Annotated in this window: 19 protein-coding genes and 1 pseudogene; 8 read left to right on the forward strand and 12 right to left on the reverse strand. The window is 68.3% G+C overall.

Annotated elements, in window-relative coordinates:
* The first annotated feature begins 144 nt into the window (after positions 1 to 144).
* On the forward strand, positions 145 to 1,365 hold the full coding sequence (locus WT97_RS09200; protein ID WP_059505096.1) for a porin: 1,221 nt from the start codon (positions 145 to 147) through the stop codon (positions 1,363 to 1,365).
* A 103-nt stretch (positions 1,366 to 1,468) separates the two neighbouring features.
* On the opposite strand, the gene WT97_RS09205 is transcribed toward WT97_RS09200, so the two are convergent.
* The 3 genes from WT97_RS09205 to WT97_RS09215 form a co-directional block, all read right to left on the reverse strand.
* Positions 1,469 to 1,888: a cupin domain-containing protein gene (locus WT97_RS09205; RefSeq protein WP_060036163.1), complete on the reverse strand. Its 420-nt coding sequence runs from the start codon at positions 1,886 to 1,888 to the stop codon at positions 1,469 to 1,471.
* A 10-nt stretch (positions 1,889 to 1,898) separates the two neighbouring features.
* On the reverse strand, positions 1,899 to 2,336 hold the full coding sequence (locus WT97_RS09210; protein ID WP_006479143.1) for a carboxymuconolactone decarboxylase family protein: 438 nt from the start codon (positions 2,334 to 2,336) through the stop codon (positions 1,899 to 1,901).
* 96 nt (positions 2,337 to 2,432) lie between these two features.
* A complete protein-coding gene (locus WT97_RS09215; RefSeq protein WP_060036162.1) occupies positions 2,433 to 3,917 on the reverse strand; it encodes a PLP-dependent aminotransferase family protein in 1,485 nt (494 codons plus the stop codon).
* Between the two features lie 129 nt (positions 3,918 to 4,046).
* Between WT97_RS09215 and WT97_RS09220 the strand changes: the two are divergent.
* Positions 4,047 to 4,298, forward strand: a pseudogene (locus tag WT97_RS09220) (SDR family oxidoreductase); the annotation flags it as partial.
* Positions 4,299 to 4,364: 66 nt separating this feature from the next.
* Here the strand turns inward: WT97_RS09220 and WT97_RS09225 are convergent.
* Positions 4,365 to 6,002: a glycoside hydrolase family 32 protein gene (locus tag WT97_RS09225; RefSeq protein WP_060036161.1), complete on the reverse strand. Its 1,638-nt coding sequence runs from the start codon at positions 6,000 to 6,002 to the stop codon at positions 4,365 to 4,367.
* Between the two features lie 192 nt (positions 6,003 to 6,194).
* Positions 6,195 to 7,778 (reverse strand): glycoside hydrolase family 68 protein, encoded by a 1,584-nt coding sequence (locus tag WT97_RS09230; protein WP_060036160.1) that lies wholly within the window; start codon positions 7,776 to 7,778, stop codon positions 6,195 to 6,197.
* Between the two features lie 196 nt (positions 7,779 to 7,974).
* Here WT97_RS09230 and WT97_RS09235 point away from each other — a divergent pair, with 196 nt between their 5' ends.
* The 5 genes from WT97_RS09235 to WT97_RS09255 all read left to right on the forward strand — a co-directional run bounded on the left by WT97_RS09235 (position 7,975) and on the right by WT97_RS09255 (position 13,086).
* Positions 7,975 to 8,994, forward strand: coding sequence for a substrate-binding domain-containing protein (locus WT97_RS09235; RefSeq protein WP_060353280.1), 1,020 nt, complete (start codon positions 7,975 to 7,977; stop codon positions 8,992 to 8,994).
* A gap of 351 nt (positions 8,995 to 9,345) precedes the next feature.
* Entirely contained in the window at positions 9,346 to 10,032 is a 687-nt protein-coding gene (locus WT97_RS09240; protein WP_059505107.1) for a type 1 glutamine amidotransferase domain-containing protein, read from the forward strand.
* 142 nt (positions 10,033 to 10,174) lie between these two features.
* A complete protein-coding gene (locus WT97_RS09245; protein WP_060353281.1) occupies positions 10,175 to 11,284 on the forward strand; it encodes an NADH:flavin oxidoreductase/NADH oxidase in 1,110 nt (369 codons plus the stop codon).
* 136 nt (positions 11,285 to 11,420) lie between these two features.
* The gene (locus WT97_RS09250) at positions 11,421 to 12,491 is read left to right on the forward strand and encodes an AI-2E family transporter (RefSeq protein ID WP_060353282.1); all 1,071 of its coding nucleotides are present in this window, start codon (positions 11,421 to 11,423) and stop codon (positions 12,489 to 12,491) included.
* A 220-nt stretch (positions 12,492 to 12,711) separates the two neighbouring features.
* Positions 12,712 to 13,086: a hypothetical protein gene (locus tag WT97_RS09255; protein ID WP_060036158.1), complete on the forward strand. Its 375-nt coding sequence runs from the start codon at positions 12,712 to 12,714 to the stop codon at positions 13,084 to 13,086.
* A gap of 45 nt (positions 13,087 to 13,131) precedes the next feature.
* On the opposite strand, the gene WT97_RS09260 is transcribed toward WT97_RS09255, so the two are convergent.
* Positions 13,132 to 13,926: an SDR family NAD(P)-dependent oxidoreductase gene (locus WT97_RS09260; protein WP_060036157.1), complete on the reverse strand. Its 795-nt coding sequence runs from the start codon at positions 13,924 to 13,926 to the stop codon at positions 13,132 to 13,134.
* Between the two features lie 362 nt (positions 13,927 to 14,288).
* Here WT97_RS09260 and WT97_RS09265 point away from each other — a divergent pair, with 362 nt between their 5' ends.
* Positions 14,289 to 15,134: an AraC family transcriptional regulator gene (locus WT97_RS09265; RefSeq protein WP_060353454.1), complete on the forward strand. Its 846-nt coding sequence runs from the start codon at positions 14,289 to 14,291 to the stop codon at positions 15,132 to 15,134.
* A 16-nt stretch (positions 15,135 to 15,150) separates the two neighbouring features.
* On the opposite strand, the gene WT97_RS09270 is transcribed toward WT97_RS09265, so the two are convergent.
* From WT97_RS09270 to WT97_RS09295, 6 genes are all read right to left on the reverse strand, one after another.
* Positions 15,151 to 15,738, reverse strand: coding sequence for a LysE family translocator (locus WT97_RS09270; RefSeq protein ID WP_059789433.1), 588 nt, complete (start codon positions 15,736 to 15,738; stop codon positions 15,151 to 15,153).
* A gap of 99 nt (positions 15,739 to 15,837) precedes the next feature.
* Positions 15,838 to 17,340 carry a heavy metal sensor histidine kinase gene (locus WT97_RS09275; protein ID WP_060036156.1) on the reverse strand — a complete coding sequence of 501 codons (1,503 nt, stop codon included), beginning with the start codon at positions 17,338 to 17,340 and terminating at the stop codon, positions 15,838 to 15,840.
* A complete protein-coding gene (locus WT97_RS09280) occupies positions 17,337 to 18,032 on the reverse strand; it encodes a heavy metal response regulator transcription factor (protein ID WP_034204912.1) in 696 nt (231 codons plus the stop codon). Before WT97_RS09280 ends, WT97_RS09275 begins: the two co-directional genes overlap by 4 nt.
* 33 nt (positions 18,033 to 18,065) lie before the next feature.
* Positions 18,066 to 19,577: an efflux transporter outer membrane subunit gene (locus WT97_RS09285; RefSeq protein ID WP_060353455.1), complete on the reverse strand. Its 1,512-nt coding sequence runs from the start codon at positions 19,575 to 19,577 to the stop codon at positions 18,066 to 18,068.
* 5 nt (positions 19,578 to 19,582) lie between these two features.
* Entirely contained in the window at positions 19,583 to 20,815 is a 1,233-nt protein-coding gene (locus WT97_RS09290; RefSeq protein WP_060353283.1) for an efflux RND transporter periplasmic adaptor subunit, read from the reverse strand.
* Between the two features lie 36 nt (positions 20,816 to 20,851).
* Complete coding sequence (locus tag WT97_RS09295; protein WP_059505125.1) at positions 20,852 to 24,100, reverse strand: efflux RND transporter permease subunit; 3,249 nt, start codon at positions 24,098 to 24,100, stop codon at positions 20,852 to 20,854.
* Positions 24,101 to 24,281 lie beyond the last annotated feature (181 nt).

A 24,281-nucleotide genomic window follows, 5' to 3' on the forward strand; every position in this document is an offset into this window, starting at 1 on the left:
GCGTTGCGTCGATCATACGATGACCGACTGCACATGTTGGGAAACAATTGGTAATCCGTCAGAATCGCGTCGGCATGTACTCGCACATGTGTCAGTCATAAAACCACACCAGAAAAGAAATCATTCTTTGAGGACGGAGAATCAATGAAAAAGCGCGTCGCTTTCGCCATGACGGCAGTCGGTCTCGCAGCCGCTACCGCCGCCCACGCCCAGAGCAGCGTGACCCTGTACGGTATCGTCGACAACGGTCTGGCTTGGCAGAACAACTCGTCGGCAGTCGGTGCAACCTCGGGTGGTCACTCGAAGGTGCAGATGTCCACCGGCGTGTGGGCAGGCAGCCGCTTCGGCCTGAAGGGCAGCGAAGATCTCGGCGGCGGCACGAAGGCGATTTTCCAGTTGGAAGCCGGCGTCAACACGGCTAACGGCTCGTCGCAGTGGACCAACGGCATCTTCACGCGTCAGGCATGGGTTGGTCTGACCAACACCACGTACGGTACGCTGACGGCCGGCCGCCAGTACACCGCGTACTACACGCTGCTGTCGCCGTACAGCCCGACGACCTGGCTGACCGGTTACTACGGCGCGCACCCGGGCGATATCGACTCGCTGGATACCAGCTACCGCGCGAACAACTCGCTCGTCTACATGTCGCCGAAGTTCTACGGCTTCACGGTCGGCGGTTCGTACTCGTTCGGCGGCGTTGCAGGCGCGACGAACCGCGGCTCGACGTGGAGCGCGGCGATCCAGTACCTGAACGGCCCGGCAGGCATTGCGGTCGGCTACCAGAAGGTCAACAACTCGACGCTCGGCGGCGGCGTGTGGGGCGCGAATTCGACGGTCCAGAACGGCCTGACGGCAACGGGCGACGGCAACCAGCCGGCAGTTTCGTCGATCAACAACGGCTACGCGACCGCGCAGTCGCAGCAGCGGATCGCCGTGACGGCGGGCTATCAGTTCACGCCGGCATGGGACATTTCGGCGTCGTACTCGAACGTCCAGTACACGCCGGGCACGGGTTCGTTCTTCCGGAACAAGGCCATCTTCAACACGGCTGGCGCCGTGCTGCACTGGAAGGCAGCAGCTCAGTGGGACTTCGCGGCAGGCTACTCGTACACGGCCGCCACGCAGTCGAACGGCATCACCAGCGCGGCCAAGTACCACCAGGTCACGCTGTCGCAGTACTACAGCCTGTCGAAGCGCACGGGCCTGTACGCGGTTGAGGCTTACCAGCACGCGAGCGGCAACACGCTGAACACCAAGGGCAACGCAATCATCTCGGCGACCACGTCGATCGGTGACGGCGTGGGCGCAGGTTCGAAGCAGAACCAGATCGGCGTCGGTGTCGGCCTGATCCACCGCTTCTGATGCCGCGCGGCGCGCGAGCGCCGCTCACGGCATGCGGGATGAAAAAACCGGCTTTCGAGCCGGTTTTTTCGTTTACGTCGCGAGCGTCGCCCGATCCGCAGGATCACTGATCGATCGGCGACTTCAGCGGCTGATGCTCGCCCGTCAGCCCGAACACGACGAGTTGCGCGGGCTCGGTCGCGCTCGCATTGCGCGACACCTGATGTCGCGAGCCGGGCGGCTCGTACCAGCCTTCGCCGGCGCGATAGCGTTGCAGCGGGCCGCCGTTCACCTGCGACAGCACTTCGCCTTTCGACACGACGGCGAACACCGAGCCGAGATGCCGATGCGCTTCGGAAGCCTGGCCGGGCGCATAGTCGACCGTCGCGACGACGACGCGCTTGCCGGGCGCTTCGGGCACGGCCTGCTGCATGACTGCGTGCACGCCGTCGTCGGCGTCGTGCGCGCGGGCGGCGGTTGGCAGTGCCGCGGCGAGCACGAGCCCGGCGCACAGCGCGACGCAATGGAGCGGGGAACGGATCATCGTCGCCTCCTTACTCGGGCATCTTGCGGAACGCGATCGCGAAGCGGTTCCACGAGTTGATCGTCGCGATCAGCATCGACAGGTCGAACAGCTCCTCGTCGGTGAAGTGCGGCTTCACGGCTTCCCAGACGGCGTCGGGCACATGGTTGCTGGCCACGAGCGTCAGCGCCTCGGTCCATTCCAGCGCCGCGCGTTCGCGCTCGGTGAAGAACGGCGTTTCGCGCCACGTGACGACGGTCGCGAGACGGCGATCGGTTTCGCCGCCCTTGCGCGCGTCGGTCGTATGCATGTCGACGCAGAACGCGCAGCCGTTGATCTGCGACGCGCGCAGGCGGACGAGCTCGGCGAGCGGTTTCTCGATCGAGCTTTTCGCAAGGAATTCCTCGGCGTTGCGCATCACCTTGATGGCATTCGGGCTGGCGGCATAGAAGTTCAGGCGCGGTTGCATGGCAGGTCCTTTCCGGTTGGGTAGCGCCGGGGTGGCGCGACAGGACCTACTTTAAGACGCGTACTGGCCTGCCTGAATAGCCAATTTCTTGAAAATTCAGGTAACCGGTGGCGGCCCGCCCGCGAGGCCGGCGTCCAGCAAACCGGCCAGCTTCGCGAGCGCCGTGTCGATGCGCGGCGCGTCGATTCCGCCGTAGCCGAACAGCAGCCCCGGGCGCACCGGCACGCCCACGTGGAACGCCGAGATTCCGTACAGCCCGAGGTCCTGCGTCCGCGCCGCGCGGACCAGCGACGCTTCGTCGAGCCCCGGCTTCAGGTGCGCGGCGAGGTGGATGCCGGCGGTCGGCACGATCGCGTCGAACCACGGCGCGAGTCCGCCGCGCAGGTGTGCGATCAGCATCTTGCGACGCGCGTCGTAGTGCTTCTGCACGCGTTTCAGGTGCCGTGCGAAATCGCCTTCGAGCATGAAGCGCGCGAGCGCCGCCTGCGTCAGCGTGCACGTGTGCCAGTCGACGATCTGCTTGGCCTTGGCGAGCGCGCCGCGCAGCGCGCGCGGCGGAATCGCGTAGCCGATCCGCAACTCCGGAAAGATCGTCTTCGAGAACGTGCCGACGTACGCGACAAGGCCCGTGCGGTCGAGGCTCTTCAGCGATTCGACCGGCCGCCCTTCGAAGCGGAATTCGCCGTCGTAGTCGTCCTCGATGATCACCGCGCGGCGGCGCTGCGCCCATTCGAGCAGCGCGACGCGGCGATCGAGCGTCATCGGCATGCCGAGCGGGAACTGGTGCGACGGCGTCACGTAGACGAGCCGCGCGTCGTCCGGCAGCCGCTCCGTGACGAGGCCCTGCGCATCGACCGGCACGCCGATCACCGTCGCGCCGAGCGACGCGAACGCGGCGCGCGCCGGCGGATAGCCGGGATCCTCGACCGCGACGACGTCGCCCGGCCGCACGACGACGCGCGCGAGCAGGTCGAGCGCCTGTTGCGCGCCCTGCGTGACGAGCACGTCGTCCCAACTGCAGGCGACCGCACGGCTGAATGCGACGTAGCGCGCGATCGCGCCGCGCAACTGCGGGTCGCCGGCCGGGTCGTGATACTGGCCGGGGCCGCGCGCCTGCTGGCGCAGCGCGTGATGCAGGCAACGCCGCCATGCGTCGAACGGGAACAGCGTCTTGTCGGTCACGCCGCCGCGAAAGTCGAAGCCGGGCGAATCCTGCGGCGCGGGCATCGCGAGCGCATCGGGCAGGTCGTTCCACAGCGCACGCGCATCGACCGCGTCGATGCGCGGCGTCTCGTCGACGATCGACGGCGCCGACGTCGCCGCGGCGTGCGGCACGCGCGCCAGGCCGTCGGCGACGAACGTGCCGTCGCCGGCGCGGGTGGTCAGGTAGCCCTCGGCGACGAGGCGCTCGAATGCGTCGAGCGTCGTCTTGCGCGACACGCCGAGCTGTTTCGCGAGGTCGCGCGTCGACGGCAGCCGCGCGCCGCCTTCGAGACGCCCGTCGACGATCGCGGTGCGCAGTTGCCGGAAGATTTGCCCCGTCAGGTCGTGACGGCCTTCGATGCGGATCGCGATGTCCATCGCAGTGGTTACCTCGATTCGAGTCGTTTCGCGTGAATCAGCATACCGGAAGTCGCCCGCGTCAGCGGCGGTTAAAGGGGGCGAGCGGCTTCGCGCGACGACGGCCGGGCCGCGCATTCCCGCGACGGGAAACTGCTGCCGCATGGCGTGCGCGTGAACGTGGTCAGCCCGGGGCCGGTGCAGACGCCGCTGTACGGCAAGCTCGGGCTCGATGCGGCGACGCTCGACGAGACGGCCGACAAGATCAAGGGCCTCGTGCCGATCGGCCGGTTCGGCACGCCGGACGAAATCGCGTCGACGGTGCTGCACCTGAGCGCGCCGGAATCCGCGTTCATCGTCGGCGCGGAAATCATCGCGTCGGGCGGGATGGGCTTGCTCTGAGGGGCGACGCGGGCGGGACCGCAACCGGCCGATACGGTGCCGGGCGAGCGGCCCCCGTCACATGCGCTAGCGGGATGCACACGCGCCGCGCGCGGCGTCACCGGTTTCCAGTTGCGTCACCGTCAACCCCGCGAACGTCGCGCGGCCTTGCTCGGCAAACACGGCCACGCGATCCGCATCGAGCGGCGGAAAGATCAGGTCCGTCAGCGCCACGCGGCCGCCGTTCGCGAAGACCTCGACCGACCCGCGATCGACGACGATTTCGAGCCGCAACTGCCCGTGTTCGAGCGGCAGATCGACGATGTGCTCGCGGCTGAACGTGCCGGCGAAATTCGCTTCGCCGGATTGCGAGCGGTCGAGCGTCAGCGTGCGTTTCGCGGTGTCGTACACGATCCGGGTGCCGATCGAGCCGTCGCCCGAGCGCCGGACGATCAGCCCCGCACGCGCGGCACGCTGCGGCGAGATCGTCACCGTGATGCGCTGGACGACGCCGCGCGTGGCGGCCGACAGCACCCGGGTAGCGGAGTCGACCGTGACGTCGCCTTCATGCACGGCGGGCCGGCCGTCGGCCCATGCGTCGAAGGCGGCGGCGGGCGCGACGACGAGTCTCGGCTCGCCGTCGATCGTCTTCAGCGACAGTTCGCGCGGCAGCGTGGTCGCGCCGCGCCATGGGGCGGTCGGCGCCTTTGCCGCGTAATCCCAGTTGCTCATCCATGCGATCGCGACCGGTCGGGCGCCGGGCGCGCCGGAGAACGTGCCGGCCGCATAAAAATCGGCGCCGTGATCGACCCAGCGGAATTGCGCGGGATCCGAGCCGCCCGGCGCGACGCGGTCGGGCACGAACGTGCGGCCGTCGAAGTCGCCGACGAAATACATCGCGCCGGAACCGCCGGCGATCGACCACGGATTCACGTTGACGATCATCACCCACTTGATGCGGCGGGGATCGCCGTCGAGCGGCAGCGGGACGAGATCGGGCATTTCCCACAGCGCGCCCGCGTGCGGCACGTCCGGCAGCGTGAAATCGCTCAGGAACGACCAGTGGATCAGGTCGTCGGAACGATAGAGCTTCACGACCTGCGCATCGGCGACGACCGTCGTCATCAACCAGTAGCCGCCCGGCGCATACCACGACACTTTCGGGTCGCGAAATTGCTTCGATTCCGGGTCGAGCGTCAGCACCGGGTTGTGCGCATACGGTTGCCAGGTCGTGCCCCGATCGAGGCTGTACGCGAGCGACTGGGCCTGTATGCCGGGTGCGTGGCCCGAGCCGGGCTTGTAGACGCTCGTATAGAGCGCGACGAGCGGCGTGTGGCCCGGTTTGCCGAGGCCGGACGTGTTCAGGGTATCGGCGACGATCGAGCCGGAGAAGATTTCCTCGGTGGCGTTCGCGCGCATCGCGACCGGCTGCTCGCGCCAGTGGACGAGATCGGTGCTGATCGCGTGGCCCCACGACATGTTGCCCCAGTCGTTGCCGAGCGGGTTGTACTGATAGAACAGGTGATAGCGGCCGTTCTCGTAGACGAGCCCGTTCGGGTCGTTCATCCAGTTGCGCTGCGGCGTGTAGTGGAGGGCAGGCCGCCATTGCGGCGTGCCGTTTTCGGCCGGCGTGTGGCATGGCGCGGCGGCGGCCTGCGTGCAGGCCATGCAGACGAGCAGCAGCCGGACGAGGCGGACGGAACAGCGGAAAGACGTCGATTTCATGCGGGGCCGGGCGCTTCGTCGGGCGAAGCGGGAAAGGAGGGCGCAGGCCGGCTGCAACGGCGGCATGCGCGATGGTCGAAAGAAAAGTCGAAATAAAAAGAGGAGGCGCACACGCGACACGCGCGATACGCGCCTCCCGAACCTCGTGCCTTCAGAGACGATCGTTATCGTTGGTTATCCTGATTGCCGCCGTTACGGGCGGGTGCCCGGGCCGTCGTCGTGGCCGGCCCCCGTCGCCGGCAGGTTCGCCGGGATGTCGCCGTAGCCGCCCAGGCCGCCGCGCCCATACGTGCGGTCGACCGCCGTCGACGTGCCGTTGATGTTGACCTTCACCGTCGGCGCGAGCGTGCCGCCGCGGCGCGGGCCGATCGCATCGATGAACGACTCGACGAGCCCGCCCGGCATCACGTAGTGCGAATACGACTGGAATTCGCGCGGGTTCTGGTTCGGGTCCTGCGAATACGGTGCGCCGGCCGGTGCGGAGAAGTCGGTCGGGTTGCCGAGCACGAGGCCGCTGCCGCCGTTCAGCGGCAGGAAGTCGCTGCGGATGCCGTTGCCGACGAAGCCGTATACGCCGTCCGGGCCGTCGACGCCGGCCGCCATCGTCGTGCGGTGGCTGATCGTGAACAGGTAGTACTTGCCGTCCTTCAGATAGATCTGCGGACGCTCGGTCTGGTCGTCGACGCAGTTCGCCGACAGGATCGGCGGCAGGAACTTCCATTGGGTCAGCTGCGGATTCGTCGCGACCGCAAGGCCGACGTTGGCCTTTTGATACACTGCGCCCGAATTCATCACCGCGTTGAGATCTTCCCGGTTCGGATCGTTCGGCGCGTAGCCGAGATCGGCCTCGGTGCAGGTGCGTGCGCCGCGCGGGCCGCCGGTGTTGCCTTCGAACACCATGTAGGTCTTGCCCGGATGAGCGGGATCGGTGAACACGAACGGATCGCGGAACGAGAAGTAGGTGTTCTGCTGGCCGGTCTGGTAGTAGTTGCCGTCCGGTTCCAGCAGCGCCTTGTGATCGTCGAAGCCGGTGAACCACACGTGCTTGTCGTCGGCGTGGATGTGGCCGTCGGCGCGCGTGATGATCGCTTGCGGCGGCGTGATGTCGGCGCCGCCGGGGGCCGAGCGGTTGAACGACGTCGCGGTGTAGTAGAGGCTGACGTTGTCACCGTGCGTGAGGCGCGCGGAGCCCGACCATTCGGCGTTGTTGGTCATCGGCGCGGTGCCGAACACCTTGGCGCTCGCGCCGTCCGGGAACAGGTGGCCGCCCCAGGTCCAGCCGCCGTTCGCCGGGCGTTGCGACGCGGGGATGCCGGCGCGGCGATAGAAGAAGCCGATGCGGGCGTGGACGTGACGGTCGTCGAACGTATAGCCGGCGTGCGGATCGGCGGTGAGCGAGAAGATCACCTCCCAGCCCTTGTAGCTGAGCTGGTTCGCGCGCAGGTCGGCCAGCGGCCACGTGTCCCACACCCACACGTTCGAATTGATCAGCGGGAAATCCTGCGGGATGTCCGGCATCGTCAGCGCTTGCGGCAGCGAATTCTTGTCGGCGCCGGCGGTATGCGATTGCGCGACGATCTGGCGGATGTCCGCCCGCGTCCAGCGCATCGTGAAATTGCCTTCGGGATCGTAGGCCTGCTGCGTATGGGGCGTGGGCATCGGCGTGCCCGTGCCGCCGGACTGCGCGTGCGCGACGGACGCGAAGGCGGCGAGTGCGCCGCCAGCGAGCAGCAAACGTTTGGCCGCGGCCGGGCGGAAAAGGGGAAAGTATGTCATCTCGTCGTTGTTTCCTGGGTAGGTGAAAGTGAACGGCTGAGTGGGCATCGATGTCCAAACCGGTTTGGATGCTATTTCAAACCGGTTTGGAACGCAAAAGATATTTATTTGACGGTAATCGTTACCAAATGGAAATAATTACCCGGTCGGTGCGTCCAGGTGTTCGGGCGGCCGGGCGGATCGGCGACTGCGAGGAATGACGGTGAAGGTGAATCTGAAGGCGCTGTCGGATGCGCTCGGTCTGTCGCGGACGACGGTCAGCCGTGCGTTGAACGGCTACGACGACGTCAGCGAGGCGACGCGCGAGCGCGTGGCGAAGGCCGCGCGTGAAATGGGTTACGTGGCCGATCCGACCGCGCGCCGGCTGGCGACCGGCCGGGCGGACATGATCGGGATCGTCTATCCGTTCGGCGCCGGCGATCTCGGCGATCCGCGGTTCGGCGAAGTCGTCGCGGGCATCACCGAGCGGCTCGCCGAGCGCAATCTCGATTTCATCATCGCGTCCGCGCGACCGAACGCGGAACTGGACACCTATCGGCGCATCGTCGACGGCAAGCTCGTCGACGGGTTGATCGTCGCGCGCACGCTGGTGGACGATCCGCGTATCGCGTACCTGCGGGCGAGCGCGTTTCCGTATGTCGCGTACGGCCGCACGCAGGCCGCCGGCCCGTATGCGTGGTTCGACTTCGACAACGAGGCGGGCGCGCGCGACGCGGTGCGCCGGCTGATCGGCTTCGGGCATCGGCGCATCGCGATGATCAGCGCGCCACTGACGCTGAATTTCGCCGCGCAGCGGCGCGCCGGTTATCTGTCGGCATTGCGCGAAGCCGGCATCGACATGCAGCCGGCGCTGCTCGTCGAGTGTCCGTTTACGCACGACGGCGGGCTGCAGGCGGCGCGGGCGTTGCTCGCGCACGCCGAGCCGCCGACCGCGCTGCTGGTCGACAACAACATCGCGGGCGGCGGCGCGTTTCGCGCGCTCGTCGACAGCGGGTTGCGTCTGGGCGCGGACATGTCGCTGATCGTCTATGACGGCGTGCCGTCGGATATCGCGCATCCGTATCGCGTCACGGCGGTCGTGCAGCCGACCGGGCATGCATCGGGGCGCACGCTGGCGGAACTGATGCTGCGGCTGCTGGACGACGGCGTGTGCGATCAGCGGCTCGAAGCGCCGGCAATCGAAGCGGGCGATACGGACGGTCCGTTGCGCGAGTAGCCGGCGGTGGCCGGCGCTGCAGCAGGGCGGCGGGCGGCGATGGCGATGCCGAACGGCGCGCCCCGTTGCAAAAGCCATGACGATGGCAGGGGCGAATACGCGTTCTTCTAGACGACCGGTCTAATCCGGGGATATCATCCGTCCTCGTGAATGCGGCGACGTTCCTGGCAGGTTCATGCAGCGGGACGCCGTCGTTTTATTTCGGCCGCTTCTAGACGACTGGTCTAATAGGCGTGTATCGCATGCGGATGAATGGATCGCACGTTGCCGCTTGCTGGCTGACTAACCGACAGGCGTGCCGTGCCGACGTGCGGCCCCTTTCCCCGTTCATTTTCGAAGGAGTGTCCGATCATGAAGATTCTGGTTGTCCTGACCTCGCACGACGCGCTTGGCGACACCGGCAAGAAAACCGGCTTCTGGCTCGAGGAACTGGCCGCGCCGTACTACACGTTCAAGGATGCGGGCATCGAGCTGACGCTGGCGTCGCCGAAGGGCGGCCAGCCCCCGCTCGACCCGAAGAGCAGCGATCCGGCCGCCCAGACCGACGCGACGCGCCGCTTCGACGCCGATGCGGCGGCCAAGGCCGAACTCGCGTCGACGCGCAAGCTGGCCGAGGTGTCGGCGGACGACTACGACGCCGTGTTCTACCCGGGCGGTCACGGCCCGCTGTGGGATCTCGCCGAGGATCTGCATTCGATCGGCCTGATCGAGCGCATGCTCGCGGCCGGCAAGCCGGTCGCGGCGGTCTGCCACGCGCCGGGCGTCCTGCGCCACGTGAAGAACCCGCAGACCGGCGAGTCGGTCGTGCGCGGCAAGCGCGCGACGGGTTTCACCAACAGCGAGGAAGCGGCCGTCGAGCTGACCGAAGTCGTGCCGTTCCTCGTCGAGGACATGCTGAAGACCAACGGCGCGGAATTCGAGCGCAGCGCCGACTGGGCGCCGCATGTCGTCACCGACGGGCTGCTGATCACCGGGCAGAACCCCGCGTCGTCGGCGCCCGCAGCCGAGGCGCTGCTCGCGAAGCTCGGCCACCGCTAACCGCATGGCGCCGGCCGGGCCGGCGCCGCTTCCTTGCCGTCGTCGGGCGCAGCCGGCCCGCCGACGGCCCGTATCGTCGCGCCGTGCGCCCCGCACCGCGCATTCCCAGCCGTTTTCGTAGAACCAAGCAAAGGAGTCGTGGATGTCTGCCCTGTTCGAACCGTTCAAACTCAAGGATGTCACGCTGCGCAACCGCATCGCGGTGCCGCCGATGTGCCAGTACGTCGCCGAGGACGGCGTCGTCAACGACTGGCATCACGTGCATCTGGCCGGCATCGCGCGCGGCGGCGCGGGCCTCGTGATCGCGGAGGCGACGGCCGTGTCGCCGGAAGGGCGCATCACGCCGGGCTGCGCAGGGTTGTGGAACGACGCGCAGGCCGACGCGTTCGCACCGTCGGTCGCGGCGATCAAGGCGGCCGGCGCGGTGCCCGGCATCCAGATCGCGCATGCGGGACGCAAGGCGAGCGCGAACCGCCCGTGGGAAGGCGACGACCATATCGCCGACGGCGATCCGCGCGGCTGGCAGACCATCGCGCCGTCGGCGGTGCCGTTCGGTGCGCACCTGCCGAAGGTGCCGCGCGAAATGACGCACGACGACATCGCCCGCGTGCAGGCCGACTTCGTCGCCGCGGCACAGCGTGCGCGCGACCTCGGTTTCGAATGGCTCGAGTTGCACTTCGCGCACGGCTATCTCGGCCAGAGCTTCTTCTCCGTGCATTCGAACCAGCGCACCGACGAATACGGCGGTTCGGCCGAAAACCGCGGCCGCTTTCTCGTCGACACGCTTGCGGCGGTTCGCAAGGTCTGGCCCGAGCATCTGCCGCTGACCGCACGCCTGGGCGTGATCGAATACGACGGCCGCGACGAAGAGACGCTTGCCGAGTCGATCGCGCTCACGCAGCGGATGAAGCGGGAAGGGCTCGACATGCTGAGCGTGTCGATCGGCTTCTCGACGCCTGCCGCGCAGATTCCATGGGGCCCGGCGTTTCTCGCACCGATCGCCGAGCGCGTGCGCCGCGAGGCTGGGCTGCCGGTATCGTCCGCGTGGGGAATCGACACGCCGCAACTGGCGAACCGCGTGATCGAGCAAGCGCAGCTCGATCTCGTGATGGTCGGCCGTGCGCACCTGGCCGACCCGCATTGGCCGTACTACGCGGCCAAGCAGCTCAGCGTCGAGCGTCCGTCGTGGACGCTGCCCGCGCCGTACGCGCACTGGCTCGAGCGCTACCGGATCGCCGACAAGGCAGCCTGAGCGGGGCGCGTCGACGTAGCGCCGGGTGGCCCGCGCATCGCGCGGGCCGCCGATCCGGCGCCGATGGATAGAATGGCGGTTCGTCCAGGCCGGTTGCCTGGGCGAGCCGCCATTTTTTCATTTCGACAGAGGTGCCATGGGCGCACATGTCCCGTCGTCTCACGATTCCGCCGCGCGGCCGCGCGCCCAGCAGATCGCCCGCGTCGCGCTGTATGCGGCGCTGCTGGTGCTCGCGCTGTGGGTGATCCGCGACTTCATTCCCGCCATCGCATGGGCCTGCGTGATCGCCATCGCGATGTGGCCGCTGCTGAAACGCTTCGAATCGCATCGGCTGTTCCGCGATCGGCCGACGTTGATCGCGACCGTCATCACGGCGGCGATTTCGCTGCTCGTCGTGCTGCCGGTGGCCGTCGCGACGACCCAGGCGATCGCGCAGGCGCACGACCTGCGCGAGTGGCTGCGCACGATCCAGGACAACGGCATTCCGCTGCCTGACGTGGTCGGCCGGTTGCCGTACGGCGCCGCGCAGATCACCGAATGGTGGCAGGCCAATCTCGGCCATCCGCTGCATGCGGCCACCGCGATGCACGGCGTCAACGGCGAGAAATTCATCGCGTTCGGCCGGCAATTCGGCACGAAGCTCGCGCATGTGCTGCTCGAATTCGGTTTCATGCTCGTCACGCTGTTCGTGATCCTGCGCGCCGGCCACAAGCTGTCGGGCGCGCTGCTGCAGGGCGCGCGGCGCGCGTTCGGGCGCAACGGCGCGGAACTGATCGAACGCATGGTTGCGGCCGTGTACGGCACGGTGACCGGGCTCGTCGTCGTCGGGCTCGGCGAGGGCGCGTTGCTCGGCGTCGCCTATGCGCTCGCCGGCGTGCCGCACGCGGCGCTGCTCGGGCTCGTCACGGCGATCGCCGCGATGCTGCCGTTCTGCGCGCCGGTCGTGTTCTGCGGCGCGGCGCTCTGGCTGTTCGTGCAGGGGGCAACCATGTGGGCCGTCGTGGTGGCGGCGCTCGGGTTCGTCGTCGTGTTCGTCGCCGAGCATTTCGTGCGGCCGGTGCTGATCGGCGGTTCGACGCGGCTACCGTTCCTGCTCGTGCTGTTCGGCATCCTCGGCGGCGCCGAGACGTTCGGCCTGATCGGGCTGTTCGTCGGGCCTGCGCTGATGACGGTGCTGACGATGCTGTGGGCCGAATGGATCGCTTGAGCGCGCATGCCGTTGCACGGGGCCGCTGCGCCGGTGCAGCAGGGCGGATGCGCGCACGCGTGCATCGTCTGCGACGATCGATGACGATCCGGCCGTCGCGCAGGCGCGCAAGCGCAGGGATTCGGATAAAGATCTCTACATTTCTTTTCGATCCGGACCCAAAGGTCGAGTAGCATGGGGCTTTCGATCACGCCGGTATGGCGCAGCAGATTTCCCGAGCATGCGATTGATTTCGATGTCCCGTCCCGCAGCGACGCTGTCCCTGGCCGCCGGCTGCCTGATGTTGCATGGCTGTGCGTGGTTCGACTCGTGGTTGCCGTTCTCGTATTCGCGCACGCCGCTTGCACGGGCCGCTGCGCGGCACGGCGCGACGCGCGCCGACGTCGTCCGCGCCGCCGGCAACCCGCGCAGCGTCTGGATGGTCCGTAACGGCAGCGGCGTCTGCTACAACTACTTCATCGAGCACGGCAACGATCACCGGCCGTACTTCGTCGTGTTCGACAAAGCCGGTGTCGTCACGCAGTACGGCTTCGATACCTGCATGGATGCCGATCGCAAGGGCGCGCTGCAGGCGGGCAAGAGCGCGTCGCGATAGTGCGGCGGCCGCGCGCCGCGCGAGGGCGAGCGCATGATGCTGCCGTCAGGCTATCGTGTCGACCACGCCGCCGTCGACACGCAACGCCGCGCCGGTTGTCGCCGAGGCCTGCGGCGAGCAGACGTACACGACCAGGTTCGCGACTTCCTCCGTCGTCGCCGGCCGCTGGATGATCGAACTCGCGCGCTCGCTGCGCACGAATTCCACTGCAACGTCGTCGATGCTGCGGCCCGTTTCGTCGGCCTGCGCCTTCAGCATCGTGCGCACGCCTTCCGACATCGTCGGCCCCGGCAGCACCGAATTGACGGTCACGCGGGTCCCGGCCGCGAGCTTCGCGAGGCCGCGAGCGATCGACAACTGCGCGGTTTTCGTGAACCCGTAATGAATCATGTCGACGGGGATGTTCAGGCCCGATTCCGACGAAATGAACACGATGCGCCCGGCATTGCGTTCGATCATTCCTTTCAGGTAATGCCGCGCGAGCCGCACGCCGGACATCACGTTGATCTGGAAATAATGCTCCCATTCGGCGTCGTCGATGTCGAAGAACGCCTTCAGGCCGTAGATGCCCGCATTGTTGACGAGAATGTCGGCATCCGGCGTGTGCTGTGTGACGCGCGCGACGCCGGCCGCGTCGGACAGGTCGGCGGCGACGCCGTCGAAGCTTGCGCCGGGCACGGCGTCGCGCAGTTGCTCGAGCGCGGACTGCACCGACGCATCGCTGCGGCCGTTGACGACGACGTGCGCGCCGGCGCGCGCGAGCCCTTCGGCGATCGCGAATCCGATGCCGGCGGTGGAGGCGGTGACGACCGCGGTCTTGCCTTTCAGATCGATCTGCATGAGCGTGATGGGGAAGAGTGAACGGGAACCGCCGCGCGTGCCGCGGCGGACGGAATTCAAAGCTTAGGCAAATTCCGGTCGATCGGCCATCTCGCGAGCGTGTCCGCGGCGTCGATGCGAAGCCGATCCTCTCGGCTCGAGCGCCCGAGCAGGCGGCATGCCTGCAAGCGGGGGCGGAGGCCGTTACCGCGTAAGCGCGACATGCTCCGCATCTTGTGTCGAAGCTTCGGCGGGGCAGGATGGCGCCCACGATCGTTTTCGCGCGTGCAATCGCGCCGAACGTCGAAGCCGACGGGGCGGTTGCGCGGCGCTGCACAGTCTTGTACGGTGAGCGTTCGTCGTCCGACCCGGGAACCCGCCGCGTGAGCCGCATTGCCAACCGATCCGCCGTACCGTCGCCGTTCTGGCGCGATACCGCGCTGCCGTTCATCGAGGCGCGCACCGTCGACGACGGGCGCGCGATCTGCTACGCGAAGCACACGCACGACACGTTTTCGGTGGGCGCGATCGTCGGCGGCACGAGCACGTACGTGAACGGCGCGACGCACGCACACGTCGGGCGCGGCGTGCTCGTGATCATCGATCCCGAGCAGGTGCACGCATGCAACCCGTACGGCCCCGACGCGTGGGCGTACCGGATGGTCTATGTCGACGTGCCGTGGCTCGCGCGGCTGCAGCACTCGCTGGGTCGCAATCCGAATCGCGATTTTCAGGGTTTTTCGCCGAAGTTGACTGAGCGCGGCGATCTGTTCGCGCAATTTGGCGGCTTCTACCGCACGCTCGTGTCGCCCGGCATCGACGCGCTCGGCAAGGAGAGTGCGGCGGTCGAATTCTTCACGGCGCTGCACGGCGCGCTCGATCGCGAACCGCCCGATCCGCGGCCGGGCGACGACAACGCGAAGCTCGCGCGCGCGGCCGACTACATCGCCGGCCATTGCCGCGAGGCCGTCACGCTCGATGCGATCTGCGCGGCGGCCGACCTGTCGCCGTCTTACCTGATCCGCGCGTTCAATGCGCGTTACGGGATGACGCCGCACGCGTTCCTGATTGACCGACGCGTGCAGTACGGCCGCACCGAACTGCGCCGCGGCCGGCCGATCGCCGAAGTCGCGCTCGACGCCGGCTTTGCGGACCAGGCGCATTTCCAGCGCGCATTCCGGCGGATCGCGGCCGCGACGCCCGGGCAGTACCGCGGCGCCATGCGCTGAATGCCGCCGCGGCCAGCTACACGTCGAGCAGAAACAGCGCACTGCCCGCGAGCAGCAGCGCCATCAGCCGGTTGAACATACGCATGCGTCGCGCGTTCGCGAGCCGGTGCCGCAGCGACGCGCCCGCATAGCCCCAGCATGCGATCGATGCGAAGCAGATCACCAGATACAGCGCGGCGAATTGCCAGATCTGCGCGCGATCGCCGTCGGCCGCATACGCACCCATCGCGGCCACGCACGCGAGCCATGCCTTCGGATTGAGCCACTGCATCGCCGCGCCTGCCGCGGCCGACGGGCCGGCCACGTCCGGATCGGCCGACAGCCGGCCGTCGTCGAGCGCGAGCCGCAGCGCCATGTACAGCAGGAACGCGATCCCCGACCACTGCGTGGCCGTCGTGAGCATCGGCCAGCGCGCGAGCGCCGCGTGCAGGCCGAGGCCGATCAGCAGGAACAGCGCGACGAAGCCGAGCGTCGCGCCGGCCGCGTAGCGCAGGCTCGCGCCGAGGCCGTGGCGTGCGCCCGCGCTGAGCGCGACGATGTTGACGGGACCGGGGGTGATCGACGAGGCGAGCGCGAACGCGGCCATCGAAACCAGGATGCTCATCAGGTGTCTCCATGCGAAATGTCGAAAGTCGCATCGAGACTACGGGCGCCGCGTCGGCCAGTATTGAAGAAAACTGCCCTCGGCGGCGCGCGGCCGCCGTCAGTGCAACGCGCGCGGCGCGTGCGCCGGCCGCGGGCCGTGCGGATCGGCCGAATCGGCCGAATCGGCCGAATCGGCGGGACCGGTGGAACCGGTCGGGCCGACGGCGTCGGCCGGACGCAGCGGCCCGCCCGACCAGGGTTGCGTCGACACCGAGAAGCCGAACGTGTTGACGCCGCCCGAGCACGAGACGAACACGCTGCCGCCGTGCATCTCGGCCACGGCCTTGACGATCGACAGCCCGAGCCCGTGGTTTTCCTTGCTGTTCGCGCGCGCTTCCTCGAGCCGGTAGAAGCGCTCGAACACGTGCGAGCGCCGCACCGGGTCGATCGGCTCGCCGGGGTTCGACACGGCCATCTCGACGAGCGTGTCGCGGCGCGCGATCGTCACGTTCAGCGTCGCGCCGGGCGCCGAATGCTGGATCGCGTTGATCAGCAGGTTCGTCATCGCGCGGCGGAACAGCGACGGATCGACGGCCGCGCGCGCGTCGCCGTGCAGTTCGGCGCGCAATTGCGCCTCGTCGAGCGGGATTTCGAGGAAGTCGAGCATGCGCCGCACCTCGTCGGCGAGCGACACGTCCTTCAGGTCGGTCGCGCGTTCGCCGCGGTCGCTGCGCGACAGGAACAGCATGTCGTTGATGATCACGCGCAGCCGCTCGAATTCCTCGAGGTTCGACTGCAGCGTCTGGCGCATCCGCTCGACCGAGCGGTCGCGGCTCGTCAGCGCGACCTGGGTCTGGCCGATCAGGATGCTGATCGGCGTGCGCAGCTCGTGCGCGACGTCCGCGTTGAACGCTTCGAGCCGCGCGTAGGTTTGCTGGATGCGTTCGAGCGCGCCGTTGAACGACGTCGCGAGATCGCGCAGCTCGGTCGGCAGCGCGTCGGTGTGCAGCCGCTGGCGGCGGTTCGTCGCGCTCACGCTTGCGGCGTCCTGCGACAGCCGGTCGAGCGGCGCGAGCCCGAAGCGCGCGACCGCGCGGCTCAGCATCAGCGTGATGACGGTGGCCGTCGCGATCAGCGCGGCCAGCGTCCACACGAAACGGCGCAGCATCCGCTGGGTGCGCTCGCACGACGACGCGACGATCAGCTTCACGTCCGGACGCTCGCCGCTGCCCGCGATCGCGACGGTCTTCGTCATCACGTTGTAGCTGCTGTTGTTGAGGGCGTACTGTTGGAACGCGCCGAACGGTTTGCCGTCGGGCACGCCGTCGACCGGATGGCCGAAGCGGAAATCGGCATCGGGGCTGTCGACCTGATAGCGTGTCGATCCGTCGGGCGGTTCGAGGTCGGCGAGCTTTTCCTGCATCAGGCGGCCGCGCGCGGCCGTGGTCGCGTGCGACACGATCATCTGCGCGACCTTCGCGCGCGTGTCGATCGTCGCGCGCAGCTCGGCGAGCAGTTGGCGCTCCATCATCACGAACAGCCCGCAGCCGACCAGCGTGAACACGAGTAGCGACACGATGCCGAACATCGCCGACAGGCGCAGGGCGATCGAGCGTTTCATGCGTGCTTCTCCGTGTCGCCTTCCTCGCGCGCCTCGAGTACGTAGCCCATGCCGCGGATCGTGTGCAGCAGCTTGTCCGCGAACGGGCCGTCGAGTTTCGCGCGCAGGCGCTTGATCGCCGTCTCGACGACGTTCGCGTTGCTGTCGAAGTTCACGTCCCACACGAGTTCGGCGATGGTCGTTTTCGACAGCACCTCGCCGCTGCGCCGCGCGAGCACGCCGAGCAACTGGAATTCCTGAGCGGTCAGATCGAGCCGCGCGCCGTCGCGGGTCGCGCGGCGGCCGATCAGGTCGACGCGCAGGTCGCCGATCGAGATCAGCGTCGATTCCTGCACGCGCGCGCGGCGCGTCAGCGCACGCAGCCGTTCGATCAGTTCGAGAAACGAGAAGGGCTTGGTCAGGTAGTCGTCGGCGCCGCCGCGCAAGCCCCGCACGCGGTCGTCGACGCGATCGCGCGCGGTCAGCATGATCACGGGCGTCTGCTTCTGCGCGCGCAACGCACGCAGTACGCCGAAGCCGTCGAGCTTCGGCAGCATCACGTCGAGCACGACCACGTCGTAATCGAATTCGACGGCCTTCCACGCGCCGTCCTCGCCGTCGAGCGCGGTATCGACGACCCAGCCTTCCTCGGTCAGGCCGCTCTTCAGGTATTCGACGACTTTCGGTTCGTCTTCGACGATCAGTACTTTCATGTTCGTTGTCCGCGTAACCGGGTTAAGGGCGGGTCAAGGGCCGACGCCCGCGCTGCGCTGCGGGGCCGCCGACGCGACGTCGGACGGTGCGGGGTCGTTCGCCGCACCGCCGTCCCAGCCGCCGCCGAGCGCCTTCGCGAGAAACACGACGAGCGCCGCGCGCTGGCCCTGGATCTGCACGGCCTGGCGCTCGCTCGTCAGCAATTGCTGCTGGGCCGTCAGCACGTCGATGAACGGCGTCAGGCCGCCCGCGTAACGGTCCTGCGCGAGCGAGACGAGCTTGCGCGCGTCGTCGACGGCCGCGGATGCCTGCTGCGCCGCCTGCGCCAGCACCGACAGGCCGGTCACCGCATTTTGCACCTCCTGGAACGCGGTGAGCACGGTCTGCCGGTAGCTGGCCTGCGCGGCCACGTAGCCGGCCTGCGCGAAATCGACGCCGGCCTTCAGCTTGCCGCCTTCGAACAGCGGCTGGCTGAGCGACCCGCCGACCGACCACAGCAGCGCCGGCACGGTGAACAGGCCCGCGAAGCGCGTCGCGTCCCAGCCGATGTCCGGCGACAGCGCGATGCGCGGGAAATACGCGGCGCGCGCGACGCCGATCCGCGCGTTCGCGGCGGCCATCGCGCGCTCGGCCGACGCGACGTCGGGGCGCCGCTGCAGCAGGTCGCTCGGCATGCCGGTCGGCAGCGCGGGCGCGTTGATCGGCACCACGCGCGGCGGCAGCGAGAAGGCGGGGGCCGGCGTGCCGACCAGCGTCGCGATCGCGGTTTCGACCTGCGCGCGCTGCTGGATCAGCAGCTGTGCCTGCGTGCGCGTCGCGTCGAGCTGCGCGCGCTGCTGCAACAGATCGAGGCCCGACACCGCGCCGAGGTCGTGGCGCGCGCTCACGTAGTCGAGCGCCTTCTGCTGCAACTCGATCGAGCGCTTGACGACGTCGATCTCGGTGTCGAGTTCGCGCAGCGCGAAATAGCTCGACGCGAGATCGGCACTCAGCACGAGACGCGCGTTCGCGAAATCGTCGCGCGCCTGCTCGGAGCTGGCCTGCGCGGCTTCGACGCCGCGTCGCACGCGGCCGAACAGGTCGAGTTCGTAGCTGACCGCCGCGCCGACCTGGATCTCGTTCTGCACGGTCGACATGCTCTTCGTCGCGTAGTTGGTCTGCGGCCGGTCGGCGGAGATCTTGAAGCGCTGGCCGCTCGCGTTCAGGCCGACGGCCGGATATTGCGCGGACGCGACCGATGCGAGCGTCGCCTTCGCCTGGTCGTAGCGCGCGGCCACCGCCTTCAGGTTCTGGTTGTTGCGCAGCGCATCGGTTTCCAGCGCGTCGAGCTGCGCGTCGCCGAACGCGGTCCACCAGGCCGGATCGAGCGGCGCGCGGGCCGGTGCGGCCGGGTGCCAGTACGCGTCGGCCGGGTCGAGTCGCCACGCGGCCGGCGTGTCGACGGCCGGGCGCCGGTAATCCGGGCCGACCGTGCAGCCGGCGAGGGCGGCCGCCGCGATGATCGCGACGGCGCGGATCGCGGCCGGGCACAGGCGCGCGCGCATCGCGCTCACGACTTCGCTCCGGCAACCGCGGATGCCGGCTTCGCGGCCGGCGCCGCCTGCACGACGACCGTGTCGCCGTTCGCGAGCGCGTCGCTCGGGTTTTCGACGAGGCGGTCGCTCGGCGTCAGCGGGCCATCGACTTCGAGCGTCTGCCCGATCGTGCGCGCGATGGTCACGGCTTTCAGATGCACATGGCCGTTCGCATCGACGGTCGCGACCGTCGGGCCTTCGGCGCGGAACAGCAGCGTATTGGCCGGCACCTGCAGGCGGCCGACCGGCGTCATCGGCAGCGTCGCCTGCACGTACGCGCCGGGCAGCAGCCGCCCGTCCGGGTTCGGCAGCGTGATCTCGATCTGCAGCGAACGCGTCGCGACGTCGATCGCCTCGGACGTGCGCGTGATCGTGCCGTCGAACGTTCGCCCAGGCAGCTCGGCCTGCGCGACGCTCACGTGCTGGCCGACCTTCACCTGCTGCGCATACGCCTGCGGCACCTGTACGTACAGCCGCAGCCGGTCGGCCTGCACGACCGAAAACAGCGAGCGGCCCGCGTTGCCGGAATTGACGAGATCGCCGACGTCGACGTTGCGCTGCGTGACGATCCCGTCGATCGGCGCGACGATCCGCTGGAAACCCTTCAGCTCGGTGAGGCGGCGCATGTTCGCATCGGCCGCGGCGAGGTTCGCGGCGCCCTGGTTGAACGCGCCTTGCCGGTCGTCGAGCTCCTGTTGCGACACGGCATCGCGCTGGCGCAACTGCTGCGCGCGGTCGAACGACGTCTTCGCGAGCGCGAGCGCGGCTTGCGCCTGCTGGCGTTGCGCGGTGGCCTGCGCCAGTTCCTGGTTCAGTTCCGGCGTGTCGAGTTCGGCGAGCGTTTGCCCTTGCTTCACGTGCGCGCCGATGTCGGCATGCCAGCGCAGCACGTAGCCGCTCGCGCGCGCATAGATCGGCGCCTCGACGAAGCCGCGCAGCGTGCCGGGCAGCGTCAGCTTGCCGCCGGTGGCCGCGTCGACCGGATGCGCGACGCTCACGTACTGGCGCGTGTTCTGCGCGGCGACCGCGTCGAGCCGGTTGCGGTTCAGACCGTTGACGATGAGCGTGCGCGCGGCGCCGGCGGCCAGCAGCACGCCGATCACGATCGCGACGATGCGCGCGCGTCGCGACACCGACGCGCGCGCCGGCAGGTGCATGCCGTGTTCGTCCACTTGAATGCCGACGGCGCTGTGATGTTTCTCTTCCATGAATTCAACCAATTCAACCGGGTAGTGGGGCGAAAGTCAGTGTCCGGCCTGGCGCGCGCGCCGCCGGGCCAGTCGCGTATGCACGCCGCCGAACACGAGCGGCACGAACAGCAAGGTCGAAACGGTCGCGAACAGCAGCCCGCCGATCACCGCGCGGCCGAGCGGCGCGTTCTGCTCGGCGCCTTCGCCGAGGCCGAGCGCCATCGGCACCATCCCGATGATCATCGCGAGCGCCGTCATCAGCACCGGCCGGATCCGTGTCGCGCCGGCCTCCAGCGCGGCCGTGAGGGGCGGCGCGCCGTCCGCGAGGCGTTGCCGCGCGAACGACACGACGAGAATGCTGTTCGCGGTCGCGACGCCGACCGTCATGATCGCGCCCGTCAACGCAGGCACGCTCAGGTGCGTGCCCGTGACGAACAGCATCCATGCGATGCCGGCGAGCGCGGCCGGCATCGCGCTGACGATGATCAGCGGGTCGAGCCACGACTGGAAATTGACGACGATCAGCAGGTAGACGAGCACGATCGCCATCGCGACGCCCGCGCCGAGGCCGAGATACGACGTGCGCATCGTCTCGATCTGGCCGCGCATCGCGAGGCTGGTGCCGCGCGGCAGCGTCGCGCGCGCGTCCGCGACGATGCGGTCGATCTCGCCCGCAACCGCGCCGAGATCGCGGCCCTCGACGCTCACGTACACGTCGATCGCCGGGCGGATGTTGAAGTGCGTGATCACGGCCGGGTTCGCGGCACTGCGCACCTGCACCAGATTGCCGAGCAGTTGCAGCGGCATGCCCGTGCGGCCGCTGGCCGAGATCGGCGTGCCGAGCAGGTCGTCGACCGACGAGAGGTTGTATTGCGGGGTCTGGATCTGCAGCGGGTACTGGACGCCGGTGCGCGGGTTGATCCAGAACGACGGCGTGGTCTGCGAACTCCCCGACAGCGAGATCAGCATGTTCTGCGCGACGTTCTGGGCGGAGAGATTGAGCTGCTGCATGCGCGTACGGTCCATGTCGGCCAGCAGGGTCGGCTCGTCGTTGCGTTGCAGCACGTGGACGTCGACGGCGCCGGGGATTTGCCTGATCTTTTTCATCAGGCTGCTCGCAATGGTCATGTTACTCGCGAGATCGTTGCCGAGTACTTGCACGTCGATCGCCGCCGGCTGCCCGAAGTTGAGGATCTGCGTGATGATGTCCGACGGCTGGAAGAAGAACTCGACGCCCGGGAAGCGTTGCGGCAGCAGCGTTCGCAGCGTCTGCACGTAGTGGCCGGTCGCGCGGTGGCCGGGCTTCAGCGCGATCAGCAGCTCGCCGTCGAGCGTGCCGATCGTGCCGGCGTTGCTGTACGACAGGTTGATGCCGCTCACCGGCAGTCCGAGATTGTCGACGATCGCGCCGAGCTCGTCGGGCGGCACGGTGGCGCGGATCACGCGCTCGACCTGATCGGCGAGGCGCGCGGTTTCCTCGATCCGGTAGCCGGTCGGCGCGCGCAGGTGCAGACGGATGTTGCCGGAATCGGCGTTCGGGAAGAAGTCGCGGCCGAGCACGAACACGAGGCCCGTCGACGCCACGCAGAAGCCGAGGAAGCACAGCGCGTAAAAGCGGCGGCGCACGAGCAGGATGCTGAGCAGCACGATGTACCACGCGCGCAGCCGTTCGAACGCTGCGTTGAACGCGTGATGAATGCGTGCGAAGCGCGACGTGGAATGGCCGGAGCCGGTGCTCGCCTGCTGCGGGCGGAACAGCAGCATCGCGAGCGTCGGCACCAGCGTGCGCGACAGCACGTACGACGCCAGCATCGCGAACACCACGGCTTCGGCGAGCGGCACGAACAGGAAGCGTGCGACGCCGGTCAGGAAGAACATCGGCACGAACACGATGCAGATGCACAGCGTCGACACGAGCGCGGGCACCGCGATCTCGCCGGCGCCTTCGAGGATCGCGTCGTGAAGGTTGGTGCCGAACGACGACCCCCACGCTCCCTCCGGTCGCTGCCCCCCGAGGGGGCTGCTCGGCACGCTAGGGGCGGCCCGGCGCGTACCGAGATGCAGATGCCGCTCGATGTTCTCGATCGTGACGGTTGCATCGTCGACGAGAATGCCGACCGCGAGCGCGAGCCCGCCGAGCGTCATGATGTTGATGGTCTCGCCGAGCGCGGACAGCGCGATCAGCGACGTGAAGATCGACAGCGGGATCGAGATCGCGATGATCAGCGTGCTGCGCCAGTTGCCGAGGAACAGCAGGATCATCATCGCAGTCAGCACGGCGGCGATCAGCGCCTCGTGGATCACGCCCTGGACGGCCGCGTCGACGAACACCGACTGGTCGAACAGCGGCGTGATCGCGAGCCCCTCGGGCAGCGTCGGGATCACCTTCGGCAGCAGCGCCTTCAGGTCCGACACGACCTTGAGCGTCGATGCGTCGCCGCTTTTCAGGATCGAGATGAGCACGCCGCGCTGGCCGTTCTGGCGCACGACGTTGGTCTGCGGCGCGAAGCCGTCGCGTACCGACGCCACCTCGCGCAGGTAGGTCGTCGCGCCGTTGACGGTCTGGACCGGCAGGTCGTTGATGTCGGCGATCGTATCGGCCGACGCGTTCGTGTCGATCCGGTACTCGGTCTGGCCCATCTTCGCGGTGCCGGTCGGCAGCACGAGATTCTGCGCGTTGACCGCGTTGACGATGTCGGCGGGCGTGAGGCCCTTCGCGAGCAGCGCCTGCGGATCGAGGTCGATCGCGACCACGCGCGTGCGCCCGCCGTACGGGAACGGAATCTGCACGCCCGGCACAGTGATCAGTTGCGGGCGCAGGAAGTTGAGCGCGATGTCGGCGAGCGACTGTTCGCTGAGCGTCTTGCTCGACAGCCCGAGCTGGATCACCGGAATGCTCGACGCGGAATAGGTGATCACGAGCGGCGGCGTCGCGCCCTGCGGCATCTGCCGCACGATCGCCTGCGCGGACGAGACCGTCTGCGCGATCGCCGTCTGCACGTTCGCACCCGGTTGCAGGAACACCTTCACGACCGCGATGCCGGGCAGCGACGTCGATTCGACGTGCTGGATGTTGTTGACGGTCGTCGTCAGGATCCGTTCATGTACGGACGTGATGCGGTTCGTCATCTCCGTCGCGGAGAAGCCGGTGTAATTCCAGATCACGCTGATCACCGGGATGTTGATCGCGGGCAGCACGTCGACCGGTGTGCGCATCAGCGCAAGCGGGGTGGCCAGCACGATCATGATGGCCATGACGATGAACGTGTAGGGGCGCCTGAGCGCGAGATTGACGATCCACATGGAGGCGGCGGAACAGGCGGTGATCGGGCGGCGGTGAAGGGAACCCGAATGATAGGCGTCGGCCCGGCACGGGTTACTGTCGCGAAACTGGCTGAATTGTCAGGTTGGGGCGCGCCGGCCGTCGGCCGATTCCGCGGACGGAATGCCGCGGCGCGATGGCGGCGGTTTCGCGCATCGGGCG

The sequence above is a fragment of the Burkholderia sp. MSMB1459WGS genome, assembly GCF_001534535.1.
GTDB lineage: Bacteria > Pseudomonadota > Gammaproteobacteria > Burkholderiales > Burkholderiaceae > Burkholderia.